Raw genomic sequence first — 14,137 nt, 5'->3', positions numbered from 1 at the left:
CGCAAAACTCCATCATGGACCCTTCCCCTGGCTTGTCCCTCGCTACCATTTTCGCCGATTTCGGCATGATCCTTTTTGCTCTGATCCTGGTTTTGCTCAACGGCTTCTTCGTTGCGGCGGAATTCGCCATGGTCAAACTGCGCTCGACCCGGGTCGAGGCCATCGCCGACAAGAACGGCTGGCGCGGGCACATCCTGCGCACCGTACACAGTCAGCTCGATGCCTACCTGTCGGCGTGTCAGCTCGGTATCACCCTCGCCTCCCTCGGCCTGGGCTGGGTCGGTGAGCCGGCGTTCGCGCACCTGCTCGAGCCGCTGCTGAGCGCGGTCGGCGTGCAGTCGCCGGAAGTGGTCAAGGGCATTTCGTTCTTCACCGCGTTCTTCATCATTTCCTACCTGCACATCGTGGTCGGCGAACTCGCCCCGAAATCCTGGGCGATCCGCAAACCCGAGCTGCTGTCGCTGTGGACGGCGGTGCCGCTGTACCTGTTCTACTGGGCGATGTACCCGGCGATCTACCTGCTCAACGCCAGCGCCAACGCGATTCTGCGGATTGCCGGCCAGGGCGAGCCCGGCCCGCACCACGAACACCATTACAGCCGTGAAGAACTGAAACTGATCCTGCACTCCAGCCGTGGCCAGGACCCGAGCGACCAGGGCATGCGCGTGCTCGCTTCGGCAGTGGAAATGGGCGAGCTGGAAGTGGTCGACTGGGCCAACTCCCGCGAAGACCTGATCACCCTCGAGTTCAACGCCCCGCTCAAGGAAATCCTGGCGATGTTCCGTCGCCACAAGTTCAGCCGCTATCCGGTATACGACAGCGAGCGTCAGGAGTTCGTCGGCCTGCTGCACATCAAGGACCTGCTGCTGGAACTGGCCGCGCTGGACCACATTCCCGAGTCGTTCAACCTCGCCGAACTGACCCGCCCACTGGAACGCGTATCGCGGCACATGCCCCTCTCGCAGTTGCTGGAGCAGTTCCGCAAGGGCGGCTCGCACTTCGCCGTGGTCGAAGAGGCCGACGGCAACATCATCGGCTACCTGACCATGGAAGACGTGCTGGAAGTGCTGGTCGGCGATATCCAGGACGAACACCGCAAGGCCGAGCGCGGCATCCTCGCCTATCAGCCGGGCAAGCTGCTGGTGCGTGGCGACACGCCGCTGTTCAAGGTCGAGCGCCTGCTGGGCATCGACCTCGACCACATCGAAGCGGAAACCCTCGCCGGGCTGGTCTACGAGACCCTGAAACGGGTGCCGGAAGAGGAAGAAGTGCTGGAAGTCGAAGGCCTGCGGATCATCATCAAGAAGATGAAAGGGCCGAAGATCGTGCTGGCCAAGGTATTGATGCTCGATTGATGGGCTGATCGGGCACCGCGCCGCTTCCTTCGCGAGCAGGCTCGCTCCCACGAGTACGATGCAAGACCTGTGGCAGCGAGCTTGCTCGCGAAGGCGTCAGATCAGACACCCCATCACTGCTTGCCCAACGCAAAGTTGGGCAAGGCCCCCAGCGGCTGGGCGAACTGATACGGAATCGACACCAGCCCCATGCCGGTATTGCGCTGCACCACGAAGTGCAGGTGCGGGCCGCTGCTGTTGCCGGTATTGCCGGACAGCGCCAGCGGACTGCCCACCGCCACTCGCTGGCCTTCGCGCACGCTCACCGAGCCTTGCTTGAGATGCAGGTACACACCCATCGTGCCGTCGTCGTGCAGCACCCGCACGAAATTGCCGGAAGGGTCGTTGCCACGGCCGTTCTGCGAGTTCTCGGTCTTCACCACCACACCGGCTCGCGCCGCGATGATCGGTGTGCCGACCGGCATGGCGATGTCCATGGCGTATTTGTTCTTCGGCCCGAAGTGGCTGTAGTCGCCGTTGGCGCCCTGACTCAGGCGAAACGGCCCGCCACGCCATGGGAACGGATAGCGATAGCCCTGGGCGGCGCCCGCCGGGTCACCGAGGGAATAGTGGAACATCGGCGTGTACACCAACGGCTTGCCACCGGACACCGCCGTCAGCAACGCCAACCGCGTATGGCTGCGCGCCGGCAGCACCCGACGGATCGTTTGCGCCGGTGCGCCGCGCACATTGCTCATCCCGGTAAACGCCAGGGCAATCTCGACCGGCGCGTACAACTCGTTGCGCACGAACACCGCGTCCGCGCCCTTTTGCTTCTTGATGTCGAGATAAACCTGGCGCTCCAGGCGCTCGACCATCCGGTCCTGGAACACGAACACCTGGGAGCCTTTGCTCGGCCGGTCGCTGTACGAGACCACGCCGTTGGCATCGGTGGATTTGTAGATGGTCATGGCCGCGGCCGAAGTGGACGCCACGACCAGACCACAGCAAAACAGCAGGCGCGCAAGCATGGGCAAGAATTCTGTCGAGTGAAGGCCTGAAATGAGCCTAGCAGCTGAGACAGACCAGGCTAGTCGACAGATGTTTCAAATTGGCAGGTGGGGGAGATCGGTGGTGCATTTGATAGCCCCTTCGCGAGCAGGCTCGCTGCCACAATTGGAACGCGTTTCAACTGTGGGAGCGAGCCTGCTGGCGAAGACGGACTGTCCGGCGGTAGCGATCAGGCGCCCGGAACGAAATGCTTCTGCGCCGTACCGCGGGCGATCAGGCGGGAGATGTAGTCGAGCTTCTGCGCGTCCTGGTCGACGAAGCGGAAGGTCAGTTGCAGCCATTCGCTGTCGGGTTTCGGCTCGTGAGCGACGACGGCGTGCAGGTAGCCGTTGAGGCGGGCGATTTCGGCGTTGTCGCCCTGCTCCAGGTCGAGCACGGCGCTGTCGAGGATCTGCGGCAGGGTGTCGGTGCGCTTAACCACCAACAGCGCTTCCTTGATGCTCAGGGCCTTGATCACGCACTGCTGGGTACCGCTTGGCAGACGCAGCTGGCCCTGACCGCGACCGCCGGTCGGTGCGCCAGCGGCGGCCGGTGCCTTGACCGGCGGGCTGTTGAGCAGGCCGCGGGCTGGTGCCGCCGCAGCCGCAGGCGCTGCAACGGCGGGCCTGGCTGCAGCGGCGGCTGGAGCGGCACCGACCACGGCCGCCTTGCCGCCGGTCAACGCGCTCAGGGAATCATTGCCGAAGGCCGAATTCATTTTGGTTGGCGCGCTGTTCATCAGGGTGTCGAGCTTGCCGATCTTGTTCAGGGCCTGCTTGACCTTGGTCAGCAGCTGCTCGTTGGTGAACGGTTTGCTGACATAGCCGGTAACGCCGGCCTGGATGGCCTGCACCACGTTTTCCTTGTCGCCACGGCTGGTAACCATGATGAACGGCATGGTCTTGAGGTTGTCCTGCTCGCGGCACCAGGTCAGCAGTTCGAGACCGGACATTTCCGGCATCTCCCAGTCGCACAGGACCAGGTCGAAGGCTTCCTTGGCCAGCATGGCCTGGGCCTTCTTGCCGTTGATGGCGTCCTCGGTGCGGATCCCCGGGAAGTAGTTACGCAGGCACTTTTTTACCAGGTCACGAATGAACGACGCGTCGTCCACGACCAACACACTGATCTTGCTCATCCAACACCCCTAAAAAAAATCCCGGCAAGCATAACGCTTGAATGATGGCACTTTGCCAAAACTTTTCAGTCACGCCGGGACTTTTCGTTCGCGGGTGCTGCTTTTGAATTCGAAAGCCGCAAAAAAAACGCCCGGCCAAAGGGCCGGGCGCTTTTCTCAGGCAATCTTACTTATCGTCAGCATCGCCCGGAACATTAGCGGTTTCACCACTTGTGCCCTGAACTTCTTCCTTCATGCGCTTGAGGCCCAGGTGGCGCACATCGGTGCCGCGCACCAGGTAAATCACCAGCTCAGAGATGTTGCGCGCGTGGTCGCCGATGCGCTCCAGCGAACGCAGGACCCAGATGATGCTCAAGACCCGCGAGATAGAGCGCGGGTCTTCCATCATGTAGGTCGCCAGCTCGCGCAGGGCGGTCTTGTATTCGCGGTCGATGGTCTTGTCGTACTGCGCCACCGACAACGCCAGATCGGCGTCGAAACGGGCAAACGCGTCCAGCGCGTCACGGACCATGTTGCGCACCTGGTCGCCGATGTGACGCACTTCGACGTAACCACGCGGCGCTTCGCCTTCCTCGCACAGCTGTATCGCGCGGCGGGCGATCTTGGTCGCTTCGTCGCCGATGCGTTCCAGGTCGATCACCGACTTGGAGATGCTGATGATCAAGCGCAGGTCGGACGCTGCCGGCTGCCGGCGGGCGAGAATGCGCAGGCATTCTTCGTCGATGTTGCGTTCCATCTGGTTGATCTGGTCATCGATTTCGCGCACCTGCTGGGCCAGGCCGGAGTCGGCCTCGATCAGCGCGGTGACCGCATCGTTGACCTGCTTCTCGACCAGCCCGCCCATGGCCAGCAGATGGCTGCGCACTTCTTCCAGTTCGGCGTTGAACTGCGCGGAAATGTGATGAGTGAGGCCTTCCTTAGAAATCATGTTGTTTGCTCCGCAAAAGCTGTGAGCTGCAAGCTACGAGCTGCAAGCCAATTTGTGTCGTTGTGCTGAACCGCTTTGACCTGCCGCGTGAAGCTTGCGGCTTGTCGCTGTACGGCTAGCCGTACCGCCCTGTGATGTAGTCTTCGGTCTGCTTCTTGGCCGGGTTGGTGAACAGCGTATCGGTGTCGCCGAATTCCACCAGTTTGCCCATGTACATGAACGCGGTGTAGTCGGACACCCGCGCCGCCTGCTGCATGTTGTGGGTGACGATGACGATGGTGAACTTGGATTTCAGCTCGTAGATCAGCTCTTCGACTTTCAGCGTCGAGATCGGGTCGAGGGCCGAGCACGGTTCGTCGAGCAGCAGCACTTCCGGCTCAACCGCGATCGTGCGCGCGATCACCAGACGCTGTTGCTGACCGCCGGACAGGCCGAGTGCCGAGTCATGCAGGCGATCCTTGACTTCGTCCCACAGCGCCGCGCCCTTCAACGCCCACTCGACCGCTTCGTCGAGAATGCGCTTCTTGTTGATGCCCTGGATGCGCAGGCCGTAGACCACGTTTTCGTAGATGGTTTTCGGGAACGGGTTGGGCTTCTGGAACACCATGCCGACCCGGCGACGCAGCTCGGCGACGTCTTCGCCCTTGCGGTAGATGTTGTTGCCGTAGAGGTTGATCGCCCCCTCCACGCGGCAGCCGTCGACCAGATCGTTCATCCGGTTGAAGGTGCGCAGCAGGGTCGACTTGCCGCAGCCCGACGGCCCGATGAAAGCGGTCACGCGCTGCTTGGGAATGTTCATGCTGACGTCGAACAGCGCCTGTTTTTCGCCGTAGAACAGGCTCAGGCCCGGCACTTCGATGGCCACGGTTTCCTGTTCGAGGTTCAGGCTCTGCTTGTCGCGGCCCAGGGCAGACATGTTGATGCCGTGGGTATGTGTTTCGTGCTGCATGGGTCTCACTCCGTTCGTAGCTGCAAGCTTCTGGCTGCAAGCTGCAAGTTTGAGCAAAAGCGGCGGGTAGCTGGCCGCTTGTGGCTAATGGCTTTAGCTGTCCAGTGCTTTGTATTTTTCGCGCAGGTGGTTACGAATCCACACCGCCGACAGGTTCAACGTGGCGATCACCAGCACCAGCAGCAGCGCCGTGGCGTACACCAGCGGCCGCGCGGCTTCGACGTTCGGGCTCTGGAAGCCGACGTCATAGATGTGGAAGCCCAGGTGCATGATCTTCTGGTCCAGGTGCAGGTACGGGTAGTTGCCGTCCACCGGCAGCGACGGCGCCAGTTTCACCACGCCCACCAGCATCAGCGGCGCCACTTCACCGGCGGCGCGGGCCACGGCGAGGATCATGCCGGTCATCATCGCCGGGCTGGCCATTGGCAGAACGATCTTCCACAGCGTCTCGGCCTTGGTCGCGCCGAGGGCCAGCGAACCTTCGCGCACGGTGCGCGGGATACGCGCCAGGCCTTCCTCGGTGGCAACGATCACCACCGGCACCGCCAGCAGCGCCAGGGTCAACGACGCCCAGAGCAGGCCCGGCGTGCCGAAGGTCGGTGCCGGCAGCGCTTCGGGGAAGAACAGACGGTCGAGCGAGCCGCCCAGCACATAGACGAAGAAGCCCAGGCCGAACACGCCGTAGACGATCGCCGGCACACCGGCCAGGTTGTTCACCGCGATGCGGATCACCCGGGTCAGGGTGTTCTGCTTGGCGTATTCACGCAGGTACACCGCCGCCAGCACGCCGAACGGGGTGACGATCATCGCCATGATCAGGGTCATCATCACGGTGCCGAAGATCGCCGGGAAAATCCCGCCTTCGGTGTTCGCTTCACGCGGGTCGTCGGAGAGGAATTCCCAGACCTTGCTGAAGTAGAAACCGATCTTGGTGAACGTACCCATCGCGTTCGGCTGGTAGGCGTGCACCACTTTGCCCAGGCCGATTTCGATTTCCTTGCCGTTGGCATCGCGAGCGGTCAAGGCGTCGCGGTTGAACTGCGCATGCAGGTCGGCCAGACGGGCTTCGATGTCCTGGTAGCGAGCGTTCAGCTCGGCGCGCTCGGCGTCCATGTCCGCCTGCGCGGCCGGGTCGAGCTTGCCTTCCAGTTCCAGTTTGCGCCCGTGCAGACGGATGCGTTCGAGGCCGGCGTTGATTGCGCCGATGTCGGTTTTCTCCAGCGACTTGAGCTGCGCGGCGAGGCCGTTCACACGGTTGATCCGTGCCTGCAGCTCGGGCCAGGCAGCTTCACCCTCGGCGATGACCTTGCCGTCCTGTTTGACGTTGACCAGGTAACCGTAGAAGTTGCCCCACTCGCGACGCTCCAGGGCCATCAGCTCCGGCGGGTTCTTCTGGTCGGTCAGCCACTCGCCGACGATCCAGGTGAAGTCGTTGCCGTTCAAGTCGCGGTTGCCGACCTTGATCAGCTCGCGAGTCATGAATTCCGGGCCCTGATCCGGCACCGGCAGGCCGGCGCTCTTCAGTCGGGCGCGCGGCACTTCTTCTTTCTGCACCACTTCGCCGATGACCAGGTGATTGGCCTGGCCCGGCACGTTGTAGCTGGCGTGGATCAGGTCCGCCGGCCAGAAGTGACCGAGGCCGCGCACGGCAATCACCGCCAGCAGGCCAATGGTCATGATGACCGCGATGGACACCGCGCCACCGCTGATCCAGACGCCCGGGGCGCCGCTCTTGAACCATCCATTCAGGGAGTTCTGTTTCACAGACTTCTACCTTTCTTAAAGCGACGAGTATTTCTTGCGCAGACGCTGACGAATCAGTTCCGCGAGGGTGTTCATGACGAAGGTGAACAGCAGCAGCACCAGCGCCGAGAGGAACAGCACGCGGTAGTGGCTGCCGCCGACTTCCGATTCGGGCATTTCCACCGCGACGTTGGCGGCCAGGGTGCGCAGGCCTTCGAACAGGTTCATTTCCATGACCGGGGTGTTGCCGGTGGCCATCAGCACGATCATGGTTTCGCCGACCGCACGGCCCATGCCGATCATCAGCGCCGAGAAGATGCCCGGGCTGGCGGTGAGGATCACCACGCGGGTCATGGTCTGCCACGGCGTGGCACCGAGGGCCAGAGAGCCCAGGGTCAGGCCGCGCGGCACGCTGAACACGGCGTCTTCGGCGATCGAGTAGATGTTCGGGATCACCGCGAAACCCATGGCCAGACCGACCACCAGAGCGTTGCGCTGGTCGTAGGTGATGCCCAGGTCGTGGGAGATCCACATGCGCATGTCACCGCCGAAGAACCAGTTCTCCATGAACGGGCTCATGTACAGCGACAGCCAGCCGACGAACAGGATCACCGGGATCAGCAGCGCACTTTCCCAGCCGTCCGGGACTTTCAGGCGGATCGATTCAGGCAGGCGGCTGAAGGTGAAACCGGCCACCAGGATGCCGATCGGCAGCAGCATCAACAGGCTGAAGATGCCGGGCAGATGGCCCTCCACATACGGCGCGAGGAACAGGCCGGCGAAGAAACCGAGGATCACCGTCGGCATCGCCTCCATCAACTCGATCACCGGTTTGACCTTGCGGCGCATGCCCGGGGCCATGAAATACGCGGTGTAGATCGCTGCGGCAACCGCCAGCGGCGCCGCCAGCAGCATCGCGTAGAACGCGGCTTTCAGGGTGCCGAAGGTCAGGGGCGAGAGGCTCAGTTTCGGTTCGAAATCAGTGTTGGCGGCGGTCGATTGCCAGACGTATTTAGGCTCGTCGTAGTTCTCGTACCAGACCTTGCTCCACAGCGCACTCCAGGACACTTCCGGGTGCGGGTTGTCGAGCAGCAGCGGTTGCAGCTTGCCGCCGGCCTCGACGATGACGCGGTTGGCACGCGGCGACAGACCGAACAGGCCCTGGCCCTCGACCACCTGATCGACCAGCAGGGTACGGTGCGCGGTGCTGTGGAACACGCCGAGCTTGCCGCTGGCGTCCAGGGCGAGGAAGCCCTTGCGGCGCTCTTCGGCGGAGATTTCGACAATCGGCGTGGTGCCCATCTGGAAGGTGCGGATCTGCTTCAGACGCAGCTCGCCATCGGTGTCGCGGGCCATGAACCACTGGGCCAGGCCACCCTTGGAATCGCCGACGATCAGCGAGATGCCACCCACCAGTTGCGTCGAAGCGGTGATTTCGGCGTCGGCGTTTTCCAGCAGCTTGTAACGACCGTTGAGGCTCTTGTCGCGCAGGCTGAACACATCGGCCTGGGCGCGACCGTTGATCACGTAGAGCCACTGCTGGCGCGGATCGACGAAGATGTTTTTCACCGGCTCGGTCATCTGCGGCAGTTCGATGCGCTTCTGCTCGTTGGTGACTTCGCCGGTCATCATGTTTTCTTCGCTGGTCAGCGACAGCACATTGAGTTGCGAGCCGGTGGCACCGACCAGCATCAGCGTCGAATCAGTGGCATTGAGGCTGACATGCTCCAGCGCCCCGCCGCTCTCGTTCACCGCGATTGGCGCTTCGCCGTACGGGTACTCGATGGCCGGAGTGATGGTTTTCTTGCCTTCCGGGTAGCTGACTTTGTAGGTGTGACGGAACACCAGTGCCTGGCCGTTGGACAGGCCCACGGCCACCAGCGGATGACCTGGCTGGTCTTCGCCGATGGCGGTCACGCTGGCGCCGGCCGGGACCGGCAGATCGACGCGCTTGAGCTCAGCGCCACTGTCGATATCGAAGAACAGCGCCTGGCCCTTGTCGGAAACGCGCATCGCCACCTGATTCTGCTCTTCCAGCGAAATCATCAGTGGCTTGCCAGCGTCCTGCATCCAGGCCGGGGTGAGTGCCTCCTTCGTGCTCAGGTCAGCACCTTTGAACAGCGGCGCGACCACATAGGCGAGGAAGAAGAAGATCAGGGTGATGGCTGCCAGCACCGCCAGGCCGCCGACGAGGACGTACCAGCGGGTGAAGCGATCCTTGAGCGCGCGAATGCGGCGCTTGCGTTGCAACTCAGGCGTATTGAAGTCAATGCGCTTGGGAGGGTTCGTAGTCATTTTGGAATTGGCCAGATCATTCATGCGCACACCCTAGCGATCCTGTATGACAGAAAGATGACAATGCAGTGACGCACCAAATCCGCCGCCAGCAGGGCACTGGCAGTGGCTAGAAGAATTCGGGGAGTGTGGGGCGAACTTGCTCGCGAAAGTGCCGGTTCTGAAGGCTCCTTCACGAGCAGGCTCGCTCCCACATGAGTCAGGCGGGGTTCACCCCTGACTCAGTTTGTTACTTTTTTGCGACTTCAGCGCCGCCTTCCTGCAGACCCAGGTCAGCCAGTGCTTTTGCAGCAACCTTGGCCGGCAGTGGGATGTAGCCGTCTTTCACAACCACTTCCTGGCCCTGTTTCGACAGCACCAGTTTGACGAACTCGGCTTCCAGCGGGGCCAGAGGCTTGTTCGGGGCTTTGTTGACGTACACGTAGAGGAAACGCGACAGCGGGTACTTGCCGTTCAGGGCGTTTTCTTCGGTGTCTTCGATGAACTCGGTGCTGCCTTTCTTCGACAGTGCAACGGTTTTCACGCTGGCGGTCTTGTAGCCGATGCCCGAATAACCGATGCCGTTCAGCGAGGAGCTGATCGACTGCACGACCGACGCCGAGCCTGGTTGTTCGTTGACGTTAGGCTTGTAGTCGCCTTTGCACAGGGCCTCTTCCTTGAAGTAGCCGTAGGTGCCGGATACCGAGTTGCGGCCGAACAGTTGCACTGGCTTGTTGGCCAGGTCGCCGGTCACGCCCAGGTCGCCCCAGGTTTTCACGTCGGTCTTGGCGCCGCACAGGCGGGTCGACGAGAAGATCGCGTCAACCTGTTCCATGGTCAGGTGCTGGATCGGGTTGTCCTTGTGCACGAACACGGCCAGGGCGTCCACGGCAACCGGGATGGCGGTTGGCTTGTAGCCGTACTTCTGCTCGAAGGCAGCCAGTTCGGTGTCCTTCATCTTGCGGCTCATCGGGCCCAGGTTGGAGGTGCCTTCAGTCAGCGCAGGTGGCGCGGTGGCGGAGCCAGCGGCCTGAATCTGGATGTTGACGTTCGGGTATTCTTTTTTGTAGTTCTCGGCCCAGAGGGTCATGAGGTTGGCCAGGGTATCGGAACCGACGCTGGACAGGTTGCCCGACACACCAGTGGTCTTGGTGTAGCTCGGGATAGCAGGGTCAACAGCGGCGAACGCGTTGGCGGTCGCAACGCCAGCAGCGACAAAAGTCATTGCCGCCATCAAACGCTTCAGTTTCATGCCTTACTCCTAGCAGATAGGGTGTGTTAAGTCGGGGCCAAGTATCAGCAGGCCGTGTGAACACTCTATGGCTGAAATATGACAATTGGATGAAAGGCCAGCATCGAGGTTTTACTGGATGATTCGAGTCGCCCCATTCGCGAGCAGGCTCGCTCCCACCGTTGAAATGCCTTCCAATGTGGGAGCGAGCCTGCTCGCGAAGGAACCGATACTGCTGGAAGAACTCCGGATCAGCGGCCCTTCTTCCACAGCCAAGCGCCGACCAGAATCCCCATCGTGCACAGCACCGCCACATAGTAGGCAGGGCCCATGGCGCTTTCCTTGAGCAGCAGGCTGACCACCATCGGCGTCAGGCCGCCGAAGATCGCGTAGGCGACGTTATAAGAGAAGGACAGACCGCTGAAGCGCACCACCGGCGGGAACGCCTTGACCATCACGTAGGGCACCGCGCCGATGGTGCCGACCAGCAGACCGGTCAGGGCATACAGCGGGAACAGCCAGTTCGGGTGATCGGCGAGGCTGTGGTAGAAGGTCCAGGAGCTGATCAGCAAACCCAGGGAGCCGAAGACAAACACCCGGCCGGCGCCGAAGCGATCCGCCAGCGCACCGGAGATAATGCAGCCGATGCTCAGGAACACGATCGCCAGACTGTTGGATTGCAGCGACTCGGTCGGCGAGAAGTGGTAGACCGTCTGCAGTACGGTCGGGGTCATCAGGATCACCACGACGATGCCGGCCGACAGCAGCCAGGTCAGCAGCATCGAAATCGCGATGGCTCCGCGGTGGTCACGCAGCACCGCGCGCAGCGGCACTTCCTCGGCCAGCGCCTTGCGCAGCTGCAGCTCGGCGAACACCGGGGTTTCATGCAGCCAGCGGCGCAGATAGACCGAGAACAGACCAAAGACACCGCCGAGCAGGAACGGGATCCGCCAGGCGTAATCCGCGACTTCCACTGGCGTATAGAGGCTGTTGATCGCGGTGGCGACCAGCGAGCCAAGCAGAATGCCGGCAGTCAGGCCGCTGGTCAGCGTGCCGCAGGCGTAGCCGATGTGCTTTTGCGGCACGTGTTCGGAAACGAAGACCCACGCCCCCGGCACCTCACCGCCGATCGCCGCACCCTGGATCACCCGCATCAACAGAAGGAGGATCGGTGCCCACAGGCCGATCTGCGCGTAGGTCGGCAACAGGCCCATGATCAGGGTCGGCACGGCCATCATGAAAATGCTCAGGGTGAACATCTTCTTGCGGCCCAGCAGGTCGCCGAAATGCGCCATGACGATGCCGCCCAGCGGCCGGGCCAGATAGCCGGCGGCGAAGATGCCGAAGGTCTGCATCAGGCGCAGCCACTCGGGCATGTCGGCGGGGAAAAACAGTTTGCCGACCACCGTCGCAAAGAACACGAAGATGATGAAATCGTAGAACTCCAGCGCGCCGCCCAGGGCCGATAGCGACAGGGTCTTGTAGTCATTGCGGGTCAGGGGACGTGCGGGTTGCTCGGGCTGCGCGAGGCTCGAAGGCGCTGTGGTCATGGCAAGGTCTTCTCTTATAGTCGGATCTGCTGCCACAACAACGCTGGCTGTGGCTCGGGCAGGTTCGGCACCATAGCAAATTGTTCGAAAAAGCACATAGAGGCGCGTATTTGACGGTCAAATTCAGAACCGGATGGTCGTCGCGGAGTCTACCGACCGATATACTCGCCACCTTGCTCCGGTTTGTAAGGGGTTGCTGTGCGAAAACGTTGCTGTCATCCGACGCTGTGAGAACGTAGCGAGCGAAAGCAAGACAAGGAAAGAACAGGCTTGGACGCCGAGTTTACGGTGGTAAATGAGCAGTCCGAGCCTGTTTTTGACCCAGGATTGCTGAGCGCCGTCGTTCTCACAGTGTCGGCAGTCGGTTTCGCAGAGTTTCCCTTCAGGCGCCTTATGGAAAACGTGACGAACGTAGTATGTTCGGTGCTGAATCGTTTTTCCTGAAGACGGCTACCACCAGCAATACCCAACGAAGAGTCACGGGTCAGAGGCCCCCCCGGCATGATAGAGCTCGAACAAGAAGATCCGATCCCGCAAGGCGACCTGGCCCTGCAAATTACTGCACTCCCGCGCGAAACCAACGGCTTCGGCGATATTTTCGGCGGCTGGCTGGTGGCGCAGATGGATCTGGCCGGCACCGCGATGGCCAGCCGTGTCGCCGGCGGCCGCGTGGCCACGGTGGCCATCGATCGCATGGCGTTCCTGGTGCCGGTGGCCGTGGGCGCGCAGTTGTCCTTTTATACCCAGACCCTGGAAATCGGCCGCAGCTCGATCCAGATGATGGTCGAGGTGTGGAGCGACGACCCGCTGTCCAGCGAGTGGCGTAAAGTGACCGAGGCGGTCTTCGTTTTCGTCGCCATCGACGGCAGCGGTCGCACCCGCTCGGTGCCGCCGCGCGCGCGTTAAACCTCGCGGCCGTTCTGCGGTCGATAGTCGTCCCTGTTTCTGATCGAGAGCTGTCCCATGAACACGCCCAACGTTGAAGCCGTGAAACTGGATGAACTGAACTGCTGGCGCATCCGCCACGGTCAGGCCGAAGTGCTGGTGGCCCAGCAAGGCGCGCACGTCCTCAGTTATCAGGTCGATGGCCAGCCGCCGATCATCTGGTTGAACGACAAGGCCGTGTTCAACACCGGCAAGAGCATCCGCGCCGGCGTGCCGGTGTGCTGGCCGTGGTTCGGCATCTTCGCCCGCAACCCTGAAAGCGTGCAGGCCATGCGTGTCAGCGCCGAGCCGGCACCGGCGCACGGCCTGGTGCGGGCGATGGATTGGGAGCTGGGTGGCATCGAAGCCGAAGCCCAGGGCGTCAAGGTCGAGTTCAAGCTGCCCTACCCCGAAGGTGGCCTGCCGGGCTGGCCGCATCAGGTCGATCTGACCCTGACCCTGCATCTGTCCGAGCAACTGAGCCTCAGCCTGACCAGCCACAACCGTGGCAGTGACACCGTCAGCCTGAGTCAGGCGCTGCACACGTATTTCGCGGTCAGTGATGTGCGCAATGTGCACGTCGACGGCGTGGATGGCCTGAACTACATCGAGACCCTGGATGACTGGAAGACCCACAGCCAGCAAGGCGATCTGCACTTCGCCGGGGAAACCGACCGCATCTACCTCGACACCCCGCCGCAGCTGAGCATCCTCGATCCGGCCTGGGAACGGCAGATCGTACTGACCGCGACCGGCTCGCGTACGGCGGTGATCTGGAACCCGTGGATCGACCGCGCCGCCGCGCTCAGCGACATGGACAACGACGGCTGGCAGCGCATGCTGTGCATCGAGACGGCGAACGTGATGGATGACGTGGTCACGCTGGCACCGGGGGCAAGCCATACCATGGGCGTCAGCGTCGCCAGCAAACCGCTTTAATCAGAACCGCAATACAAACTGTGGGAGCGAGCCTGCTCGCGAAGCGCTGTGTCAGAGACTTGAATAGTGGCTGACACAGC

Annotated in this window: 11 protein-coding genes; 3 read left to right on the top strand and 8 right to left on the bottom strand. The window is 62.2% G+C overall.

Annotated features, from left to right (window positions below):
- Window positions 1-14: 14 nt before the first annotated feature.
- A complete protein-coding gene (locus tag QRN70_RS15860; protein WP_007962298.1) occupies window positions 15-1,355 on the top strand; it encodes a hemolysin family protein in 1,341 nt (446 codons plus the stop codon).
- 113 nt (window positions 1,356-1,468) lie between these two features.
- On the opposite strand, the gene QRN70_RS15855 is transcribed toward QRN70_RS15860, so the two are convergent.
- The 8 genes from QRN70_RS15855 to QRN70_RS15820 all read right to left on the bottom strand — a co-directional run bounded on the left by QRN70_RS15855 (window position 1,469) and on the right by QRN70_RS15820 (window position 12,194).
- Window positions 1,469-2,365 (bottom strand): peptidoglycan DD-metalloendopeptidase family protein, encoded by an 897-nt coding sequence (locus QRN70_RS15855; protein WP_285418926.1) that lies wholly within the window; start codon window positions 2,363-2,365, stop codon window positions 1,469-1,471.
- 209 nt (window positions 2,366-2,574) lie between these two features.
- Window positions 2,575-3,519 (bottom strand): response regulator, encoded by a 945-nt coding sequence (locus QRN70_RS15850; RefSeq protein WP_285418925.1) that lies wholly within the window; start codon window positions 3,517-3,519, stop codon window positions 2,575-2,577.
- 166 nt (window positions 3,520-3,685) lie between these two features.
- A complete protein-coding gene (gene phoU, locus QRN70_RS15845; RefSeq protein WP_285418924.1) occupies window positions 3,686-4,447 on the bottom strand; it encodes a phosphate signaling complex protein PhoU in 762 nt (253 codons plus the stop codon).
- A gap of 115 nt (window positions 4,448-4,562) precedes the next feature.
- The gene (pstB, locus tag QRN70_RS15840) at window positions 4,563-5,396 is read right to left on the bottom strand and encodes a phosphate ABC transporter ATP-binding protein PstB (RefSeq protein WP_166221929.1); all 834 of its coding nucleotides are present in this window, start codon (window positions 5,394-5,396) and stop codon (window positions 4,563-4,565) included.
- 93 nt (window positions 5,397-5,489) lie between these two features.
- Entirely contained in the window at window positions 5,490-7,160 is a 1,671-nt protein-coding gene (pstA, locus tag QRN70_RS15835; protein WP_285418923.1) for a phosphate ABC transporter permease PstA, read from the bottom strand.
- Window positions 7,161-7,175: 15 nt separating this feature from the next.
- Entirely contained in the window at window positions 7,176-9,458 is a 2,283-nt protein-coding gene (locus QRN70_RS15830; protein WP_285418922.1) for an ABC transporter permease subunit, read from the bottom strand.
- A 205-nt stretch (window positions 9,459-9,663) separates the two neighbouring features.
- The gene (locus QRN70_RS15825; RefSeq protein ID WP_285418921.1) at window positions 9,664-10,665 is read right to left on the bottom strand and encodes a phosphate ABC transporter substrate-binding protein PstS; all 1,002 of its coding nucleotides are present in this window, start codon (window positions 10,663-10,665) and stop codon (window positions 9,664-9,666) included.
- Between the two features lie 230 nt (window positions 10,666-10,895).
- Window positions 10,896-12,194 carry an MFS transporter gene (locus QRN70_RS15820; RefSeq protein ID WP_285418920.1) on the bottom strand — a complete coding sequence of 433 codons (1,299 nt, stop codon included), beginning with the start codon at window positions 12,192-12,194 and terminating at the stop codon, window positions 10,896-10,898.
- Window positions 12,195-12,695: 501 nt separating this feature from the next.
- On the opposite strand from QRN70_RS15820, the gene QRN70_RS15815 reads away from it, so the two are divergent.
- Window positions 12,696-13,100 (top strand): acyl-CoA thioesterase, encoded by a 405-nt coding sequence (locus QRN70_RS15815; RefSeq protein ID WP_003229628.1) that lies wholly within the window; start codon window positions 12,696-12,698, stop codon window positions 13,098-13,100.
- Between the two features lie 57 nt (window positions 13,101-13,157).
- A complete protein-coding gene (locus QRN70_RS15810; protein ID WP_285418919.1) occupies window positions 13,158-14,057 on the top strand; it encodes a D-hexose-6-phosphate mutarotase in 900 nt (299 codons plus the stop codon).
- Window positions 14,058-14,137 lie beyond the last annotated feature (80 nt).

Source organism: Pseudomonas sp. efr-133-TYG-5, from assembly GCF_030209175.1.
Taxonomy (GTDB): domain Bacteria; phylum Pseudomonadota; class Gammaproteobacteria; order Pseudomonadales; family Pseudomonadaceae; genus Aquipseudomonas.
Note: the sequence above shows the minus strand (reverse complement) of the source record. Positions and strands in the feature narration are given on the sequence as shown.

Coding starts and splice junctions, on each gene's coding strand:
- QRN70_RS15830 (WP_285418922.1), bottom strand. CDS start 9,458: ATGAATGATCTGGCCAATTCCAAAATGACTACGAACCCTCCCAAGCGC.
- QRN70_RS15850 (WP_285418925.1), bottom strand. CDS start 3,519: ATGAGCAAGATCAGTGTGTTGGTCGTGGACGACGCGTCGTTCATTCGT.
- QRN70_RS15855 (WP_285418926.1), bottom strand. CDS start 2,365: ATGCTTGCGCGCCTGCTGTTTTGCTGTGGTCTGGTCGTGGCGTCCACT.
- QRN70_RS15820 (WP_285418920.1), bottom strand. CDS start 12,194: ATGACCACAGCGCCTTCGAGCCTCGCGCAGCCCGAGCAACCCGCACGT.
- QRN70_RS15815 (WP_003229628.1), top strand. CDS start 12,696: ATGATAGAGCTCGAACAAGAAGATCCGATCCCGCAAGGCGACCTGGCC.
- phoU (WP_285418924.1), bottom strand. CDS start 4,447: ATGATTTCTAAGGAAGGCCTCACTCATCACATTTCCGCGCAGTTCAAC.
- pstB (WP_166221929.1), bottom strand. CDS start 5,396: ATGCAGCACGAAACACATACCCACGGCATCAACATGTCTGCCCTGGGC.
- QRN70_RS15825 (WP_285418921.1), bottom strand. CDS start 10,665: ATGAAACTGAAGCGTTTGATGGCGGCAATGACTTTTGTCGCTGCTGGC.
- QRN70_RS15860 (WP_007962298.1), top strand. CDS start 15: ATGGACCCTTCCCCTGGCTTGTCCCTCGCTACCATTTTCGCCGATTTC.
- QRN70_RS15810 (WP_285418919.1), top strand. CDS start 13,158: ATGAACACGCCCAACGTTGAAGCCGTGAAACTGGATGAACTGAACTGC.